17 protein-coding genes are annotated in these 17520 nt (G+C 72.3%); 9 read left to right on the forward strand and 8 right to left on the reverse strand.

What is annotated here, in order from left to right:
* Positions 1–357 precede the first annotated feature (357 nt).
* The 3 genes from pssA to moeA all read right to left on the reverse strand — a co-directional run bounded on the left by pssA (position 358) and on the right by moeA (position 3524).
* Complete coding sequence (pssA, locus tag AC156L_RS40225) at positions 358–1335, reverse strand: CDP-diacylglycerol--serine O-phosphatidyltransferase (protein ID WP_330878218.1); 978 nt, start codon at positions 1333–1335, stop codon at positions 358–360.
* Between the two features lie 3 nt (positions 1336–1338).
* A complete protein-coding gene (locus tag AC156L_RS40230; protein ID WP_330878217.1) occupies positions 1339–2049 on the reverse strand; it encodes a phosphatidylserine decarboxylase in 711 nt (236 codons plus the stop codon).
* Between the two features lie 266 nt (positions 2050–2315).
* Positions 2316–3524 (reverse strand): molybdopterin molybdotransferase MoeA, encoded by a 1209-nt coding sequence (moeA, locus tag AC156L_RS40235; protein WP_330878216.1) that lies wholly within the window; start codon positions 3522–3524, stop codon positions 2316–2318.
* 59 nt (positions 3525–3583) lie between these two features.
* Here moeA and AC156L_RS40240 point away from each other — a divergent pair, with 59 nt between their 5' ends.
* The 4 genes from AC156L_RS40240 (at position 3584) to groL (ending at position 7730) form a co-directional block, all read left to right on the forward strand.
* Positions 3584–4243 carry an AIM24 family protein gene (locus tag AC156L_RS40240; protein ID WP_330878215.1) on the forward strand — a complete coding sequence of 220 codons (660 nt, stop codon included), beginning with the start codon at positions 3584–3586 and terminating at the stop codon, positions 4241–4243.
* Between the two features lie 81 nt (positions 4244–4324).
* A complete protein-coding gene (locus AC156L_RS40245; RefSeq protein ID WP_106185402.1) occupies positions 4325–4531 on the forward strand; it encodes a cold-shock protein in 207 nt (68 codons plus the stop codon).
* A gap of 30 nt (positions 4532–4561) precedes the next feature.
* Positions 4562–5893, forward strand: a complete 1332-nt coding sequence (locus AC156L_RS40250) for a serine/threonine protein kinase (protein ID WP_330878214.1) — start codon at positions 4562–4564, stop codon at positions 5891–5893.
* A 217-nt stretch (positions 5894–6110) separates the two neighbouring features.
* Positions 6111–7730, forward strand: a complete 1620-nt coding sequence (groL, locus tag AC156L_RS40255; RefSeq protein ID WP_259624382.1) for a chaperonin GroEL — start codon at positions 6111–6113, stop codon at positions 7728–7730.
* A 79-nt stretch (positions 7731–7809) separates the two neighbouring features.
* Here the strand turns inward: groL and AC156L_RS40260 are convergent, their stop codons facing one another.
* The 4 genes from AC156L_RS40260 to AC156L_RS40275 form a co-directional block, all read right to left on the reverse strand.
* Entirely contained in the window at positions 7810–10362 is a 2553-nt protein-coding gene (locus AC156L_RS40260) for a CHAT domain-containing protein (protein WP_330878213.1), read from the reverse strand.
* Between the two features lie 114 nt (positions 10363–10476).
* Positions 10477–10899: a carboxypeptidase regulatory-like domain-containing protein gene (locus AC156L_RS40265; RefSeq protein ID WP_414719990.1), complete on the reverse strand. Its 423-nt coding sequence runs from the start codon at positions 10897–10899 to the stop codon at positions 10477–10479.
* 59 nt (positions 10900–10958) lie between these two features.
* Positions 10959–11564 carry an RNA polymerase sigma factor gene (locus AC156L_RS40270; protein ID WP_330878211.1) on the reverse strand — a complete coding sequence of 202 codons (606 nt, stop codon included), beginning with the start codon at positions 11562–11564 and terminating at the stop codon, positions 10959–10961.
* Between the two features lie 160 nt (positions 11565–11724).
* Complete coding sequence (locus tag AC156L_RS40275) at positions 11725–11850, reverse strand: hypothetical protein (RefSeq protein WP_330878210.1); 126 nt, start codon at positions 11848–11850, stop codon at positions 11725–11727.
* A gap of 220 nt (positions 11851–12070) precedes the next feature.
* Here AC156L_RS40275 and AC156L_RS40280 point away from each other — a divergent pair, with 220 nt between their 5' ends.
* The 5 genes from AC156L_RS40280 (at position 12071) to AC156L_RS40300 (ending at position 17234) form a co-directional block, all read left to right on the forward strand.
* Positions 12071–12730 carry a copper homeostasis protein CutC gene (locus AC156L_RS40280; protein ID WP_330878209.1) on the forward strand — a complete coding sequence of 220 codons (660 nt, stop codon included), beginning with the start codon at positions 12071–12073 and terminating at the stop codon, positions 12728–12730.
* 106 nt (positions 12731–12836) lie between these two features.
* Positions 12837–14120: an extracellular solute-binding protein gene (locus AC156L_RS40285; protein WP_330878208.1), complete on the forward strand. Its 1284-nt coding sequence runs from the start codon at positions 12837–12839 to the stop codon at positions 14118–14120.
* Positions 14121–14128: 8 nt separating this feature from the next.
* On the forward strand, positions 14129–15010 hold the full coding sequence (locus AC156L_RS40290) for a carbohydrate ABC transporter permease (RefSeq protein WP_330878251.1): 882 nt from the start codon (positions 14129–14131) through the stop codon (positions 15008–15010).
* Positions 15007–15849, forward strand: a complete 843-nt coding sequence (locus tag AC156L_RS40295; protein WP_330878207.1) for a carbohydrate ABC transporter permease — start codon at positions 15007–15009, stop codon at positions 15847–15849. Before AC156L_RS40290 ends, AC156L_RS40295 begins: the two co-directional genes overlap by 4 nt.
* Entirely contained in the window at positions 15846–17234 is a 1389-nt protein-coding gene (locus AC156L_RS40300) for a beta-N-acetylhexosaminidase (RefSeq protein ID WP_330878206.1), read from the forward strand. The genes AC156L_RS40295 and AC156L_RS40300 overlap by 4 nt, the downstream gene beginning before the upstream one ends.
* Here the strand turns inward: AC156L_RS40300 and AC156L_RS40305 are convergent, their stop codons facing one another.
* Complete coding sequence (locus tag AC156L_RS40305; RefSeq protein ID WP_330878205.1) at positions 17235–17501, reverse strand: PspC domain-containing protein; 267 nt, start codon at positions 17499–17501, stop codon at positions 17235–17237.
* Between the last annotated feature and the right edge of the window lie 19 nt (positions 17502–17520).

A 17520-nucleotide genomic window follows, 5' to 3' on the forward strand; every position in this document is an offset into this window, starting at 1 on the left:
CCGGTGGTGTGCCCGTGGTCACGCGCCGAGAACGTCGACGCCCTGCCGGCGGGAACCGGTGGGCGAAGCGACCTGGCGCCCGCGGCGCCCCGTCGGATCGGGTCCAGCCGGTGCTCCCGCCGGTCCGACGACGGCACGCGCCGTGGCTGCCGGGCAGGCAGGGACCGGGTCAGCCGACCGGCGAGCCTCCTCGACGAGTTCGCGCGCCGTGCGGCAACCCCGCCCGCTCCGCCGCGGGCACCCACGACCGGTGCGCCGACCCCCGGCCGGGCCGACCCGAGGCCCCGAGTTCCTGACCGGTGTGAGGCGGAAGCGCGGGCCCCTCCGGGGAGGGACCCGCGCTTCCGGGTGTTCGCACTAGTCCTGGCCGGGGTCCTTCGGCGGCTGGTTGCGCCGCAGGCCCAGCTTGCGCCAGTTCCGGCGCCGGGGACCGGTGTCCACCGCGTACCTCGTCGGGTCGACGCCGTTGCGCCGGGGCAGCCGGGCCACCCGCAGCGCCGCACCGGCCACCCGGCCGCGCAGCGGCTGGTGCAGCCCGAGGCGGCGGTTGGCGACGCCGTGCGCCCGCCGGATCGCCCTGCGGTCCGCGGCGGGCACCTCCCACGCCTCGGGGTGCTTGGCCAGCCACAGGTAGCGCCGCACGGAGTACGGCAGGTGGCCCAGGTAGAAGACCATCGCCGCGATCAGCGCCGCCAGCGGGTAGGTGATGATCGCGGCCCCCAGCAGGGCCACCATCACCAGCAGCGGCGCCACCGCGCGCGGCGGCACCTTGATCGACTTCACCGACAGCGTGGGGATGCGGCTGACGAGCAGCAGCGCCACGGCGACCGTCCACACGACCACGACGGGCACCGAGGACCACCAGCCGGGGCGGCCGATCTGCTCCTCCAGGATCAGCGGCAGCAGCAGCAGCAGTCCGCCCGCGGGCGCGGGCACGCCGACGAAGAACTCCTTGGCGTACGGCGGCTGGTCGACGTCCAGCAGCGTGTTGAAGCGCGCCAGCCGGAGCACCATGCACACCGCGAAGACCAGCGCGACGACCCAGCCGCCCCGGTCGCCCTCGAACTGCCAGATGTAGATGACGAGCGCGGGCGCGACGCCGAACGAGATGGCGTCGGCCAGCGAGTCCAGTTCGGCGCCCATCTTGCTGGTGGCGTCCAGCATCCGCGCGATCCGGCCGTCGAGGCCGTCGAGCAGGGCCGCGGCGGCGATCGCGCCGACCGCCGCCCCCCACATGCCGACGATCGCGAACTGCACCGCCGACAGGCCCGCGCTCATCGCGAGCACGGTGATGGCGTTGGGGAGCAGCCGGATGCCCGGCGTGCTGGGTGCCAAGGATCAGTCCTCCGGGAGCTCGGCGAGCACGGTCTCGCCGCCGATGGTGCGCATGCCCGCCTCGACCAGCGGACGGCTGCCGCGCGGGACGTACAGGTCGACGCGCGAGCCGAACCTGATCAGGCCGTAGGTCTGACCGGCCTCGACCTTCTCGCCCTCGGCGACGTGGCACACGATGCGGCGGGCCACCAGGCCCGCGATCTGCACGACGACCAGGTCGTGGCCGCCGAGCGTGCGCAGCACCACGGTGTTGCGCTCGTTGACCTCGCTGGCCTTGTCCAGGTCCGCGGAGAGGAACTTGCCCGCGTGGTAGGACACCCGGCGCACCTCGCCCGCCGCGGGGATCCGCTGGACGTGCACGTCGAAGACGGACAGGAACACGCTGATCCGGATCATCGGCTCGGTGCCGAGACCCAGCTCGGCGGGCGGGGCCACCTCGACGACGTGCGAGACGGTGCCGTCGGCGGGCGCGACCGCGATGTTCGGCCGGGTCGGCAGGACCCGCTTGGGCTCACGGAAGAACCAGGCGACCCAGGCCGTGACGAGGAAACCGAGCACGCCTGCGCGCTTGGAGAACCGCCGGAGCAGGAAACTGGCGACCGCGGCGCCCGCGACGAACGGGCGGCCTGCGGGGTGCATGGGGGGCACGATGCCCCGAGCGAGTTCGATGAAGTGGGAAACGCCACCACTGTGCTGATCGCGGTCGGAGTTCATTTCGTGGGGAATCCGTTGCTCTTCCGTGGTCGGGCTGTGCTTGGGCCGGCCACACGCTACGCCAAGCGCCCAAAACGGTCGTCCGGCCCGCCCGCGCGTCCCCCGACTGAACGCGCGGACCGGCCGGACGGCCTGCTGGAGGGTGACCGCTGCGGTTGGGCGTGCCACTGGGGCCGCACGTCACGTTCCCGCACTGTAATGCGGGTCACACGCCGTGATCAACGGCGGCGGGTGAGCGTTCGGTCACAGCGGGCGCGGGCCGGGGGTCAGTCCAGGTAGCGGATCGTCACGAGGTCGCCCGCGGCCAGCTCGGTCACGTCCTGCGGCACCTCGATCAGGCAGTTCGCGACGGCCAGCGCCGACAGCAGGTGCGAGCCCGGCCCGCCGACCGGCGTCACGACCTCGCCGGAGTCCGCGTCGTACGCGCCCCGCCGGAACTGCGTGCGGCCGGGCGGCGAGGTGATCGCGGTGCTGATCCGGGCGCGGGCCGAGCGCCGCTCGACCACCGGGAAACCCATGGACGCCAGCAGCGCGGGCCGCACGAACACCTCGAACGACACCTGCGCGCTCACCGGGTTGCCGGGCAGCGTCGCGACCGCCACACCCCGGTAGCGGCCCGCGCCCTGCGGTCCGCCCGGCTGCATCGCGACCCTCAGGAACTCCACGCCCCGACCGGTGAAGGCGTCCTTGACCACCTCGTACGCGCCCGCGCTCACCCCGCCGGACGTCAGCACCAGGTCCACGTCCGCCAGGTGCGGCTCGATGGCCGCGTGGAACGCCGCCACGTCGTCCGGCACGAACCTCAGCAGCTCGGCCTCGCCGCCCGCCTCGCGCACCCCGGCCGCCAGCATCAGGCCGTTCGACTCGTGGATCTGACCCGGCAGCAGCGGTTGTCCCGGCCCGACCAGCTCGGAACCGGTCGACAGCACCAGCACCCTCGGCCGCCTGCGCACCGGCAGCTCGCCGAAGCCCAGCGCGCCCGCCAGCGCGAGCTGCGCCGGACCGAGCACGCGGCCCGCGCGCAGCACGGTGGCGCCGAGGGCCACGTCGTCGGCGGCCCGGCGGATGTTCGTGCCCTCCGCGACCGACGAGCGCAGCTCCACCCGGTCCGTGCCGCCGTCGGTGTGCTCGACCTGGACCACCGCGTCGGCCCCCGCGGGCACGGGCGCGCCGGTCATGATCCGGTGCGCCGTGCCCGCCTCCAGCGGTGCGACGTCGGTCTTCCCGGCCGGGATGTCCTGCGCGACGGGCAGCACCACGGGCACCGCCGCGACGTCCGCCGCGCGCACCGCGTACCCGTCCATGGCGGAGTTGTCGAAGGGGGGCAGCGGGATCGGCGCGACCAGGTCCTCCGCCAGCACCAGCCCGAGGCAGTCGGCGATGGGCGTCGCGCGGACCGGCATCAGCCCCACCAGCCCGGACACGGTGGCCTGGTGCTCGGCGACGCTCGTGAGTGGTTTCGGCACGACGACCATCCTGCCGGGCCCGTGTCAGACTGCTGCCACCGACACAGCGTTGAACTAGGGGGAGAACGGTGCAGGTCCGCACGCGTCACACACCCACCTTCGGGGTCGCGCGGCTGGTTCTGGCCCCCGGCGAGCCGGTGCTGGTGGAGCGGTCCTCGCTCGTCGCGAGCAGCTACGGGGTCGTCTACGAGCCGAAGCCGGGCCCGCCGCTCAAGGCCCAGGGCAAGGGCGTCACCGCGGCCGGGTGCACCGCCGGGCCCGAGGGCGGCTGGGTCGACGTGGCCCCGCCCCTGCCGGGCGACCTGCACGTGCTGGAGCTGGACGGCATCACGGGCTGGTGCGTCGCCAAGACGAGCTGGCTCGCGTCGGCGGGCACCGTCGGGATGGACCCGGTCGCCCCGCCCCTGCGCGCGCTCCAGGGCGGCGACGGCGGTTTCCTCACCTACGTCGTCGGCCACGGACCGGTCGTGCTCACCTGCTACGGCACCCTCGACATCGTGGTGCTCGCCCCCGGTGAGCTGGTCAGCATCGCGGGCGGCCACGTCGTCGGCTTCGGCGAGTCGCTCCAGTGCAGGCTGCGCGCGCTCGCGCCCGACGGCGCCCAGTCCATGCGCACCGGCGAGGGCCTGGCGTTCGACTTCGCGGGCCCCGGCGTGGTGCTGACCCAGACCCGCAGCCCGCAGCAGCTCGGCGGGTGGCTGCACGGCGCGATCGGCTCACGTTCATGACTCCGTAAGGAGGTACACGCCGACTGCTTGTTCTTCTAGCGTTGCGGTTTGCCTCGCGTTTTTTGCGCTTAGGAGGACGTCTTGGCGATCGGCACGGTCAAGTGGTTCAACTCGGAAAAGGGCTACGGCTTCATCGCGACAGACGGAGGCCCTGACGTGTTCGTGCACTACTCCGCCATCCAGATGGAGGGGTTCCGCACGCTCGCCGAGGGCGACCGGGTCGAATTCACGATCGAAGCAGGCAGGGACGGTCGCAGTCAGGCCTCGGAAGTGCGCCGCGCGTCGTGACCGCCGGGGGCGGACGTTAGGCTTCCCCGCGTGTCGGAGGACCTGAGCGGGCGACGGCTAGGCCATTACCGGATCGACGGCGTCCTCGGGCGGGGCGGCATGTCCGTGACCTACCGGGCCACGGACGTGAGACTCGGCCGGAAGGTGGCGCTGAAGGTCATCGGCGAACACCTGACCGCCGACGCCGAGTTCCGCGAGCGGTTCGTGGACGAGGCGCGCAACACCTCGGCGATCGACCACGCGAACATCGTGCCGCTCTACGACTTCGACGAGGTCGACGGGCTGCTCTACATCGCCATGCGGCTGGTCGACGGCTCGGACCTCGCCAGCCACATCAAGGACGGGCCGCTCTCGCCCGCGCGCACGCTGACGCTGCTCGGCCAGGTCGCCGAAGCGCTCGACATGCTGCACGGCAAGGGGCTCGTGCACCTGGACGTGAAACCGGCGAACGTGCTGGTCACGACCAAGGAGGCCGTGCGGGAGCACGTGTACCTCGCGGACTTCGGCCTGACCAGGCGCGGGGCCACCGGCCACCGCACCCGCACCGGCGACTTCCTCGGGTCGCCGACGTACGCGGCGCCGGAGCACCTGCGCGGCGAGCCGGTCGACGGCCGCACCGACGCCTACGCGCTCGCGTGCATGCTCTACGCGTGCCTGAGCGGCAGGCCGCCGTTCCAGGGCGGCGTGCAGGACGTCATCCAGGGCCACCTCGCCCAGGAGATCCCCCCGCTGACCTCGCTGGTGGTGCTGCCGCCCGCGATCGACGACGTGCTGCGCAAGGGCACCGCGAAGGACCCGAACCAGCGGTTCGCGAACTGCCAGGAGCTGATCAACGCGGCCCGTGGCGCGCTCTCGCAGGTCCAGCGGCCCGGCAACCCGCCGGAGCGCCGCCAGGGCTCGGCGGGCCAGCCCGGCGGCTCGCAGCCGCCGTCCGGCTCGATCCCGGTGCAGCAGCCGGTGGTGGGTCCGAACTCCGGGGGAGTACCGGTCCAGCAGTACCAGCCCCCGCAGCCCCAGTCCCAGCCCCAGCAGCAGGTCCGGCCGCCCGCGTACCCGCAGCAGCAGTCCTTCCAGCAGCACCCGAACCAGGAGCCGGTCCGGCTGCGCCCGCCCGCCCCGGTGGGCACCAGCGCGTTCGGCAGCACGTCCAGCAGTTCCCGGCCGACCTGGTTCGCGCCGGTGATCGTGGGTGTGATCGCTATCACCCTCGTCGTGATCGTGGTGATCCTGCTGTCGCCCAGCGACGAGCCGCCGAGCGACTCGCCGGGGTCCACGTCGACCACCCAGTCCATCCAGGTCGGCGAGACGCCGGGCAGCCGCAGGCCGCTGCCCACGAGTGTGCCGGTGAAGCCCACCTCCTGACCTGCACTTCTTGCACTCGACCCTGTCGAGTGCTAAAACCGAACTGGCACTCGGACCACCTGAGTGCCAGCACGCGGGCTAGGACGGTGAGGCTCGCTCCGGTTCTCCGGGGCAGGTCGTCCGTCGCGGGCACCATCCTGGCCAAGCACCGTGTTCCGCTGTGGGCGCACGCCCGCAGTGGCCCCATATCCTTTAAAAGGCGGAGGAACACACCGCAATGGCCAAGATGATCGCGTTCGACGAGGAAGCCCGGCGCGGCCTCGAGCGGGGCATGAACATCCTCGCGGATGCCGTCAAGGTGACGCTCGGCCCGAAGGGTCGCAACGTCGTTCTGGAGAAGAAGTGGGGCGCCCCCACGATCACGAACGACGGCGTCTCGATCGCCAAGGAGATCGAGCTCGAGGACCCCTGGGAGAAGATCGGGGCCGAGCTCGTCAAGGAAGTTGCGAAGAAGACCGACGACGTCGCGGGCGACGGCACCACCACCGCCACCGTGCTGGCCCAGGCGCTCGTGCGCGAGGGCCTGCGCAACGTGGCCGCCGGTGCGAACCCGCTCGGCCTGAAGCGCGGCATCGAGAAGGCCGTCGAGGCCATCACGGAGCAGCTGCTGAAGACCGCCACCACGATCGAGACCAAGGAGCAGATCGCCGCCACGGCGTCCATCTCCGCGGGCGACTCGACGATCGGTGAGCTCATCGCCGAGGCGATGGACAAGGTCGGCAAGGAAGGCGTCATCACGGTCGAGGAGAGCAACGCCCTCGGCCTTGAGCTCGAACTGACCGAGGGCATGCGCTTCGACAAGGGCTACTCCTCGGCCTACTTCGTCACCGACCCGGAGCGCCAGGAAGCCGTCCTCGAGGACGCCTACATCCTGCTCTACGGCTCGAAGATCTCCTCGGTGAAGGACCTGCTCCCGCTGCTGGAGAAGGTCATGCAGGGCGGCAAGCCGCTCCTCATCATCTCGGAGGACGTCGAGGGCGAGGCGCTGGCGACCCTGGTCGTCAACAAGATCCGCGGCACCTTCAAGTCCGTCGCCGTCAAGGCTCCGGGCTTCGGCGACCGCCGCAAGGCGATCCTCCAGGACATCGCCACCCTCACCGGTGGCCAGGTCATCACCGAGGACGTCGGCCTCAAGCTCGACACCGCCGACATCTCGCTGCTGGGCCGCGCCCGCAAGGTCGTCGTGACCAAGGACGAGACGACCATCGTCGAGGGTTCGGGTGACGCCGAGCAGATCCAGGGCCGCGTCAACCAGATCCGCGCCGAGATCGAGAAGTCCGACTCGGACTACGACCGCGAGAAGCTCCAGGAGCGCCTCGCGAAGCTGGCCGGTGGCGTCGCCGTCATCAAGGCCGGTGCCGCGACCGAGGTCGAGCTCAAGGAGCGCAAGCACCGCATCGAGGACGCGGTGCGCAACGCCAAGGCCGCCGTCGAAGAGGGCATCGTCGCCGGTGGTGGCGTCGCCCTCCTCCAGGCCGCCGAGGCCGTCTTCAAGAACCTCCAGCTCACCGGCGACGAGGCCACTGGCGCCAACATCGTCAAGGTGGCCGTCGAGGCTCCGCTGAAGCAGATCGCCGTCAACGCCGGTCTTGAGGGCGGCGTCGTCGTGGAGAAGGTCAAGGGCCTCCCGATCGGCCACGGCCTCAACGCCGCGACCGGTGTCTACGAGGACCTGCTCGCCGCCGGCGTGCCGGACCCGACCAAGGTGACGCGTTCCGCGCTCCAGAACGCCGCCTCCATCGCGGCGCTCTTCCTCACCACCGAGGCCGTCGTGGCCGACAAGCCGGAGAAGAACGCGGCCCCGGCCGCGCCCGACGCCGGCGGCATGGACTTCTGATCAGGTCCTAGCCCCACCGCACCACCGCACCACCTCGAAGGCCCCGAACCGGCTCCCGGTTCGGGGCCTTCGAACGTGATCAGGACCCGAAGCACACGAACGGCCGCCGCAGCGGGTCCGCCGCCACGGCTCGCGCGAGCGCCAGCGGGGCGGGCGCGCCCGCCGCGAGCCCGGCGTGGAACGCGGACACGGTCGCCGCCGCGGCCCGGTCGCCGACCTTGCTCACCGCGGCCACCACGGTGTGCGAGCCGCCCGCCAGCAGCGCTCCGGCGTACCCCAGCGCCTCGTCGCCCGGCTGGATGCGGCTCAGCGCCAGCTCGCACGACGCGAGCACGACCAGACCAGGGCAGCGCTCCAGCCGCGTCACCTCGTGGGCGAACAGCGGCCCGTCGAACAGTTCGAGGCGGGAGAACAGGGCGTTGTCCGCGGTGTGGGTGCCGTGCGCGGCGATGTGGGCGGAGCCCGCCCCGTCCAACGCCTCCAGCACGGCGTCCGCGGTCGCCTCCCCGCCCTCCAGCACCACCGCGTCCGGGTAGACCGCGCGCAGCTCCTCGACCTCGGTCGACCCCTCGGGCAGGTCGGGGCCGCCCACCAGCACCATCCGTCCGCCCCGGACCGCCTCCGCGGCGCTCACCCAGGCCGTGGCCGACGGCGAGACCACGACCGACCGGCCCCGCAGCGACGGCAGGACTCCCCAGGGGACGGCGTAGAGGCCACCGGTGGGGACGACCACCAGGTCCCGGCTCCCCAGCACCGGCAGGAGCGGCTGGACCAGCACGGCGTCCACCGCGGCGGCCCGGCGCGCGGCCGAGGCGGCCACGGTCTCCGCCAGCGCGCCCGCGAGGTGGTCGGGCGCGAGCACGTCCAGGTCGGCGTGCAGCTGCCGGGTTGCCTCCAGGACGTCGGCGGCCGGACCGAGGGCGTGCAGGGTGGCCCCGCCGTCCACCAGGGCCACCGCCGACAGGGCCCCGGCGTCGCAGACGAAGCTCACCATCGCCCGCGCCCCGAGCCGCGACGTCACGTCGGGGACCTTGGCGACCGGCCGGGGCCGACCCCAGGGGCTGGTGTGCCAGCCGAGCCGGGTGACCTCCTGCTGCACCGAGTCGAGCCGGTCCTCCAGCTCGCGGACCGGTCGCCCCTCCAGCCGCGCCTGCTGGAGGCTCCGGCCCAGCGACCGCGACTCCGCCATCCGCCGCCGGAGGACCGGGTCGTCGATGGCGGGCAGCGGTTCGTACCGGTACACCTGCGCCCTGGTCCGCTCCAGCCACTCGAAGGTCTCCGTCGGCGACGGCGGCACCGTGGCCAGCACCAGCCCCACCGCCAGCTCGCCCAGCTCGCGGCCGTGCACCGCGGTGCCGCAGACCAGGTCCAGGCCGCCCACCCGGTCGCGGACCCGCCCCAGTTCGGCCAGTCCCAGCTGCGCCTGCACCAGCGCCGACCCCGGATCGCCCGAGGCGACGGCCACCTCCGCCCGGCACAGCCGCAGCAGCATCACGTGGTCGATCGGCGCGGTGGGCGTGAGCGCGGGGACGCGGGCCGCGAGGTGGTCGACGGGCAGTCCGCGCCGCACGGCCGTCCTGACCGCCGCCATCGTGGCGACCGCCGCCTCGTCCACCAGGCCGACGTCGAGCAGCCGGTCGGCCAGCCGCTCGAACCGCTTCGGCGCCACCTCGGAGCGGGCCGCTTCCGCCCGCAGCCTCGTCAGCGCGGCCACCTCGGCCCACGACCCGCTCCCGCGCCGGGCGAACCGCCTCCTGGCCTGGCCCGCGAACTCCACCGCGGCCTCGTGGTCGCCCAGCAGCAGCGCGGCGGCGGCACGGGCCAGCTCCGCCTCGGCGAGGTCCTGCCCGACCCTGCGCCTCCGCAGCAGGGCGAGGGCTTCGTCGAGGTACCGGGCGGCCTCCGCGGCCAGACCGGCGGTCAGCATCGCGCGCGCCTGGTCGATCCTCAGCCGGGGCACCAGGTCGGGGGCCAGCGTCCGCAGGGCGCGGTCCGCGTCCTCGTAGTGCCGCAGCGCGGTGGGCACGTCCCCGGTCAGCAGCGCGATGTCGCCGAGGTTGCTGCACGCCTTGGCCTTGATCAGCGGGAGGCCGTCGGCCTCGGCCAGCGCGATGGCTCGCCGGACGTCCGCGGCGGCCTCCTCCGGCCGCCCGAACCCGATCGAGGTGAGGCCGCGGTTCAGCAGCGCCGTGCACAGCGCGGCGGCGTCCACACCGGCGGCTTCCATCCGGGCCACCGACTCGTCGTAGAGCGCGAGGGCCTCGGCGGTCCGGCCCGCGCGGTGCAGGATCAGCGCCCGCTGGTCCTGGACGATGGCGCGCAGGCCGCTGCCGTCCGGCAGCGCGGCCGTCAGGTCGTGGGCGGTACCGAGGTGCGCCAGGCCGTCCGGGACGGAGCCCGTCTCGGCTTCCGCGTAGGCCAGCGTGATGAGGATCCGAACGCGCAGAGCGACCACGTCGGGGTCCCCCGACCCGATCGGCAGCTCTCGCAGAGCGGCTCTGAGCAGCTTCGCCGCGTCAGCGGGGCGGCCCGCTGACGCCGCCCGGTAGCCCTGCCCGCGCAGAGCCGTGGCGGACTCGACACCCGCACGGGACGTCGCGGCGGTGACGTCCGCGTCGTGGAGGAGGGGCACCTGTCAATCGCAGCACGCGGAACGCGGTCGGTGGGGTTGCGGTCGGCTGGTCCTCCTGGTCCGAACGGGTCACGTTCGGATGGTCCAGCACCGCTCCGCGCAGGGTGGCGGCGGCTACAACATGATCGTGGGTGTCACCACCGTGCGCCCGCGTTCACCTCGGGCGTTGACCAGGTGCACGACGATCTGCGTGGTGCCGGTGGGCACGTCGGACAGCACGAACCGGCCCCCGTCGTCGGCCGTCGTCGTGGACGACTCGTGCTCGGCCACCCTGACCTCCACCGTGTGCTCGCCCGCGGGCACCAACCAGCCGTCTATCCGGTGTCTGGCCCCGGTCGAGGTGAAGTTGACCATCAGCGTCAGGTTGTCCACCGTGAACGTGATGGTTCCGGGCTGCCCGCCGCGGACGCCCGCGAGCGAGCCCGCACGCTCCCACCTGGCCACCTCGACGTCGAGGTCCTCCAAGGCGATGGCGAACTGGACGCGCTCCACGAGATCCGCGGGCGGCGGGTCGAGCTCGTAGACCAGTCGGGTCAGCTCCGAGAGGACGGCGGTGTCCTCGAAGCCCCTGGGGTCATCGCGCGGGTCGATGTCGTTCACCGCGATCCTCCTTCCGCATCGAGATGTGTGCGCAGCGTCGTCAGGCACCGCCCCCTGGTGGGGCCGATACTGCCGCGCGGGATGGCCAGCGCCTCGGCGACCGTGCGGTACTCGGCCCGTCCCGCCAGGACGGTGAGCCGCAGCAGCTCCTGGCACCTTTGCGACAAACGCCCGAACGCCCGCCACAACCGGATGTCCCGGTCGTCGACGAGCGCGGCGTCCTCAGGCAGCCCGTGGGTGCTCTCCAGGTGGTCGGCGAGCTCGTCGGTGAGCCCGGTCTCCCGCTTGGCGGGCGTCCACGTGCGCCGCGCCTCCCGGCGGGTGGCGACGACGAGCCACCCCACCAGTGCGCGCGGTTCGTGCAGGCGGTCGATGTGGCGCAGGAACGCCAGCCACACCGTCTGCACCACGTCCTCGGCCGTCGCGCGGTCGAGTCCGTGCCCCCTGGCGACGTGCCACACCAGCGGGGTGAGCTCGGCGACGAGGACGTCCAGCGCCCTCCGATCGCCCGTGCGGGCGGCGATCACGCAGGCGGCGTGTCTGTCCGTGCCCGCCAAACCTTCCCACGGCGGGTGTTCGCCGGTCGTGCGCAGCTCACCCACGTCCTCACCTCCCGGTGTAGTCGGTCTACCCGCTCCGATGATCGCCGAAGCGGCCCGCGGCGCCTCCCCCGAAACGCCGCGGGCCGCTCCTCTGCGGCGGTCTCCCCGATCGACACCCCTCGAAGTCGACCGACTCACCACCCGTTCCCCCCGTGGTTCGTCAGTCGGTCGGCACCGGGTCGTCGTGCGTCTGGTGCTGGCCGTTCGGGTTCACCGGCGTCGAGGGGGCCGGTGACAACTGGTTCTCGGGCTTCTCGGGCGTGTCGCCAGGCGGATTGGCGGTCATCCGAGTCCTCCTCGCTCAGGTCGTTGAGGGTCTGTCACCAGCACAAGAGCGTGGTCGGCCTGAGTAGATACACCCATCCGGAATTGATTTGGCTCACTCCCCGCACCGAATCGGTTCCGCTGCGCACACGGCCGACGGTCGGTGCCGCCGGGCGGGTGACGGGCCGGAGCGCACGGGTGATCGAGGTGGGAAGGGGCTTCGAGGCCTTATGGTCCAGACCATGCTGGAAGTCATCGCTCTGGACGCGGCGGACGCCGAAGCCGCGCAAGCCGGTGGAGCACACCGGTTGGAACTGGTAGCCGACATGGCATCGGACGGGCTCACCCCACCCCCGTCGGTGCTCACGAGCGTGCTCGCCGCGACGGACCTGCCGGTCCGGGTCATGCTCCGCGACGCAGGGGGCTTCGGGCCCGGCAGCGTCGACGGGCTGCGCCGGGACGCGGCGGCGCTGCGGGAACTGGGTGCGACCGAGTTCGTGCTCGGGTTCCTCACCGACGCGGGGGAGGTCGACGTGCGGACGTGCGAGGCCGTGCTCGCGGAGCTGGACGGGTGCCGGTGGACGTTCCACCGCGCCCTGGACAACTCGGCCGACCCGCTGGCCGCGTGGTCGGTCGTCGCCGGGCTCGGCTGCGACACCGTGCTCGCGAGCGGCAGCCCCGAGGGCGTCGAGGACGGCCTGCCGGTGCTGCACGAGCTGATCGCGCGGCAGGGGACCGGCGGGCCGCGGGTGCTGGTGGGCGGTGGTCTGCGGGCCGAGCAGGTGGCGCCGCTCAAGGCGGCGGGGGCCACCGGGTTCCACGTCGGCAGCGCCGTCCGGCCGTCCGGCTGGGGCGGTCCGGTGTCGGCCGAGGCGGTGCGCACCTGGGCGGATCTGGTCTAGACCCTTGCCGAAACGGACACGCCGCTCCTAACATCGCCGAATCGCGTTGCTCACCGCGAAATGATCGTTGCACATGGTGCAATAAGTCTCGCTGAGGGGATCTGAGATGCGGTTCGTGTTGTTGGCTGCGGCGTGTTCCGTGGTGCTGGCCGGGTGCGCGCCGGTGACGTCGTCGGGACCGACCACCCAGAGCGGTGACCAGCAGACCGGCCAGCTCCGGGTGTGGCTGTTCGACGAGGTGAACCGCGGCCCCAAGGAGGAGGTCGTGAAGCAGGCGGTCAGCGAGTTCCAGGCCGCCAACTCCGGCGTCACCGTGGACGTGCAGTACATCCAGGTGTCCACCCGCGCCGAGCGCTTCAAGGCCGCCTTCAGCGACCCGAAGAGCGCGCCGGACGTCGCCGAGTTCGGCAACACCGACCTCGCGGGCTACGTCGCCTCCGGCGGGTTCGCCGACATCAGCGCTGAGATGTCGGCCTGGGCTGACGGCAAGGACTTCCTGCCCGCCGTCCTCGACACCGCCAAGGTCGAGGGCAAGACCTACGGGCTGCCCTGGTACGTCGGCGTCCGCGCCCTCTACTACCGCACGGACGTGTTCACCGAGCTGGGGATCCAGCCGCCGAAGACCCTCGACGAGATCGCGCCCCTGGCCCGCAGGATCCGCGCCGCCAAGCCCGACATGCTCGGCATCTCCGCGGGCGGCAAGTACACGTTCGGGATGCTGCCCTTCGTCTGGGCCAACGGGGGCGACATCGCCACCGTGAACGGCGCCAAGTACACGGCGAAGATCGACAGCGCCGAGGCGAAGAAGGGCGTCGCCAAGTACACCGAGCTGCTCGCCGACGACATCTGCCCGCCGTCGCAGTGCGCGGCCAACGGCGGCGACGCGAGCGTCGAGGCGTTCCGGGCAGGCAAGGCCGCGATGGTCATCGGCGGTGACTTCAACCGCAAGTCCGTCGACGCCAGCACCGCCGCGGGCAAGTACGCGGTCGTCCCGCTGCCCGGCACCACCGAGGGCTCCATCGCCCCCGCGTTCGCGGGCGGCAACCTGCTCGGCGTCATGAAGGGCACCGAGCGCAGGACCCTCGCGACCAAGTTCCTCCAGCTCCTCGGCGGCAAGCAGTACCAGCAGAAGATGTTCCAGGCCATGGGCAACCTGCCCACGTTCGCCGACGTGCAGGCCGAGGTCGCGAAGAACGACGCCTTCGAGCAGCCGTTCATCAAGACCCTCGAAGCGGGCACCAGGTTCGTGCCGGTCACGCCGACGTGGGCCAAGATCGACGCGCAGGCCGTCCTGCCGACGATGCTCCAGCAGATCGCGGCCGAGGGCCAGGACGTCGACACCGCCACCAAGACGGCCGCCGAGTCCATGAACGCGGCCTTCACCTCGTGACGCAGCGCATGGCCAGGGGTGACGGGCGGACCGCGTTCGCCTACCTCACCCCGGCACTGCTGGTCCTCGGCGGCCTGATGGCCTACCCGATCTACCAGCTGGTGCTCATCTCGCTGTTCGACTACGGCCAGGAGCAGGTCAGCGGCGGCGCGCCGCTGGAGTTCCTCGGGCTCGGCAACTACACGAGGCTGCTGGGGGACCAGCAGTTCTGGACCGTGCTGTGGCAGACCGTCGGCTTCGCCGCGACCTGCGTCATCGGCACCCTGGTGGTCGGGGCGGCGCTCGCCGTCCTGGCCACCAGGGTCCGGCCGTGGGCCAGGATGCTGCTGTTCCTCGCCGCGCTCGGCGCCTGGGCGACCCCGGCCGTCGCGGGCTCGACGATCTGGCTGTTCCTGTTCGACGCCAACTTCGGCCTGGTCAACGAGGTGCTGGGCAGCACCGGCTTCTCGTGGACGTTCGACCGCTGGATCGCCTTCGGCCTCGTCGCCGCCCAGGTGGTCTGGTGCTCGTTCCCGTTCGTCATGGTGACCCTCTACGCGGGCATCAAGGCCATCCCGCAGGAGGTCATCGAGGCCGCGGCGCTCGACGGCGCGTCCACCGCCCGCACCGCGCGCAGCGTCATGCTGCCCCTGCTGCGCCCGCTGATCCTCGTCGTCACGATCCAGTCGATCATCTGGGACTTCAAGGTGTTCACCCAGATCTACGTGATGACCGGGGGCGGCGGCATCGCGGGCCGCAACCTCGTGCTCAACGTCTACGCCTACCAGCAGGCGTTCGCCGCGTCCGAGTACGGCCTCGGCGCCACCATCGGCGTCGTCATGACCGCCCTGCTCCTGCTGATCACCATCGGCTACCTGCGGGCGCTGCGGAAGTCGGGAGAAGAGCTGTGAAACACCCCGGCCGCCTGGTCGCCGAACTCGCCACCGTCGTCATCGCCGCGGTGGTCGCGTTCCCGCTGTACTGGATGGTCCTCACCGCGCTGAAGCCCGCCGACGAGGTCATCTCGGCCGACCCCCGGCCGTGGACCCTCGCTCCCACGCTGGATAACTTCACCCGCGCGCTGACCGTGCAGAGCTTCGGCCGGTACTTCGTGAACAGCCTGGTCGTCGCGCTGGTCGTGGTGGTGCTGAGCCTGCTGATGTCGTTCCTCGCCGCGACGGCGCTGACGCGCTTCCGGTTCCGGGGCCGCACGACGATGCTGGTCATGCTGCTGGTGGTGCAGATGGTGCCGGTGGAGGCGCTGACCGTGCCGCTGTTCTTCATGATGCGCTCGCTCGGCGACACGGTGCCCGCGTTCGGGTTGAACCACCTCGGGTCGCTGGTGCTGGTGCACCTCGCGTTCAGCATGCCGTTCGCCATCTGGATGCTGCGCGGGTTCGTCGCCGCCGTGCCGGTGGAGCTGGAGGAGGCCGCGACGCTGGACGGCGCCAGCCGGTTCCGGTTCCTGTGGCAGGTGCTGTTCCCGCTGGTGGCGCCCGGTCTGGTGGCGACGAGCGTGCTCGCGTTCATCCACGCCTGGAACGACTTCCTGTTCGCCAAGACGTTCATCATCTCGGCCGCGGAGAACCAGACGCTGCCGCTGGCGCTCCAGGTGTTCATCAAACCCGACCAGAACGACTGGGGAGCGATCATGGCCGGTTCGACGCTGATGACCATTCCGGTGCTGGTGTTCTTCGTGCTGGTGCAGCGCAGGCTCGTGTCCGGTCTCGCCGGGGCGGTGAAGGGGTGACGCTCCTGCCTCGCCCGGTCCGGGTCACGCCCGGCACCGGCACCACCCAGCGCGTCGTGCCCGTGGTGTCGTTCGTCGACGGGCCACCGGAGTCCTACCGGATCGCGATCACCACCGAGGGCGTCGCGGTCGAGGCGGCGGACGCGGCAGGCGCGTTCTACGCGTCGCAGACCCTCCGCCAGCTCCTCGGGCCGGAGGCGTTCCGGGCCGCCCGGATCCACGACGACCCGCCGGTGCTGCCGGTGTGCGTGGTGGAGGACCGGCCCCGGTTCCCGTGGCGCGGCTGCATGATCGACGTGGCCCGGCACTTCCTGCCGAAGCACGACCTGCTGCGGTACGTGGACCTGATCGCGGCGCACAAGCTGAACGTGCTGCACCTGCACCTGACCGACGACCAGGGCTGGCGCTTCGAGGTGAAGCGGTACCCGAGGCTGACCGAGGTGGGGTCGTGGCGGCCGGAGTCGCGCTACGGCGACCGGCGGGCGAAGCTGTCGACGGGCAGGCCGCACGGCGGCTTCTACACCCAGGACGACCTGCGCGAGGTCGTGGCGTACGCGGCGGAGCGGCACGTGACCGTGGTGCCGGAGGTCGACGTGCCCGGTCACAGCCAGGCGGCCGTCGCGGCGTACCCGGAGCTGGGCGTCGGCCCGGTGCCTGGCGTGTGGACGGACTGGGGGATCAACGAGAACGTGCTGAACCTGGAGGAGTCCACCGCGGACTTCTACCGGGGGGTGTTCGACGAGCTGGTGGACGTCTTCCCCAGCGAGGTGATCGGGCTGGGCGGCGACGAGGTGCCGGGCGCGACGCGGGCGCACGGCGGGTTCATCCGGGCCATCGCCGAGCACCTGGCGACGCACGGGCGGCGCGCGTTCGGCTGGGACGAGATCGCCGAGGTCGGGCCGCTGCCGGACGGCGCGGTGCTGGCGTCGTGGCGCGGCGAGGACGCGGGCGTGGCCGCGGTGCGCGGTGGCCACGACGTGGTGATGTGCCCCGAGCGGCACGTGTACCTGGACTACCGGCAGTCCGACTCGCCGGACGAGCCGATCCCGGTCGGCACGGTGCTGTCGCTGGAGGACGTGTACCGGTACGAGCCGGTGCCGTCGGTGCTCACCGGCGAGGAGCCCGGCCGGGTCCTGGGCGCGCAGGCGAACCTGTGGACCGAGCACCTGGACTCGTCCCGGCGGCTGGACTACGCGGCCTTCCCGAGGCTGGCCGCGTTCGCCGAGGTCGTGTGGAGCGGGGGCGAGCGCGACGAGGCGGAGTTCCTCGACCGGCTCGCCACCCACCACCTGCCCCGGCTGGACGCGCTGGGGGTGGAGTACCGGCCCCTGTCCGGTCCCCACCCGTGGCAGACGATGCCGGGCGTCCCTGGCTTCCCACGGTGATCAGAAGGTCTGCGGGGTGTCCTGCGGCTGGTAGAGGTCGGGGGTACTGGTCTCCTCCGGGATGAGCACCCAGCAGGCGACGTAGAGGACGGCCCCGGTGCCGAAGCCGAGGAGGGTGGCGGCGACGAGGCCGATGCGCAGCAGGGCCGCGTCGACGCCGAGCGCCTTCGCCGCGCCGCCGCACACCCCGCCGAGCATCCTGTCGCCGCGGCTGCGGCGGAGCTTCTTGACCCGGTCGGTGGTCCCGTTGAGCACGTTGTTCGTCATGGGAACCACGATGCCGCCC

The sequence above is a fragment of the Umezawaea sp. genome (genome assembly GCF_057122925.1).

What these genes read in the sequence shown, in the direction of transcription:
- AC156L_RS40230 (WP_330878217.1), bottom strand. Translation starts at nt 2,049, where the DNA reads ATGAACTCCGACCGCGATCAGCACAGTGGTGGCGTTTCCCACTTCATC.
- AC156L_RS40280 (WP_330878209.1), top strand. Translation starts at nt 12,071, where the DNA reads ATGCTGGAAGTCATCGCTCTGGACGCGGCGGACGCCGAAGCCGCGCAA.
- groL (WP_259624382.1), top strand. Translation starts at nt 6,111, where the DNA reads ATGGCCAAGATGATCGCGTTCGACGAGGAAGCCCGGCGCGGCCTCGAG.
- AC156L_RS40275 (WP_330878210.1), bottom strand. Translation starts at nt 11,850, where the DNA reads ATGACCGCCAATCCGCCTGGCGACACGCCCGAGAAGCCCGAGAACCAG.
- AC156L_RS40290 (WP_330878251.1), top strand. Translation starts at nt 14,129, where the DNA reads ATGGCCAGGGGTGACGGGCGGACCGCGTTCGCCTACCTCACCCCGGCA.
- AC156L_RS40285 (WP_330878208.1), top strand. Translation starts at nt 12,837, where the DNA reads ATGCGGTTCGTGTTGTTGGCTGCGGCGTGTTCCGTGGTGCTGGCCGGG.
- moeA (WP_330878216.1), bottom strand. Translation starts at nt 3,524, where the DNA reads ATGGTCGTCGTGCCGAAACCACTCACGAGCGTCGCCGAGCACCAGGCC.
- AC156L_RS40305 (WP_330878205.1), bottom strand. Translation starts at nt 17,501, where the DNA reads ATGACGAACAACGTGCTCAACGGGACCACCGACCGGGTCAAGAAGCTC.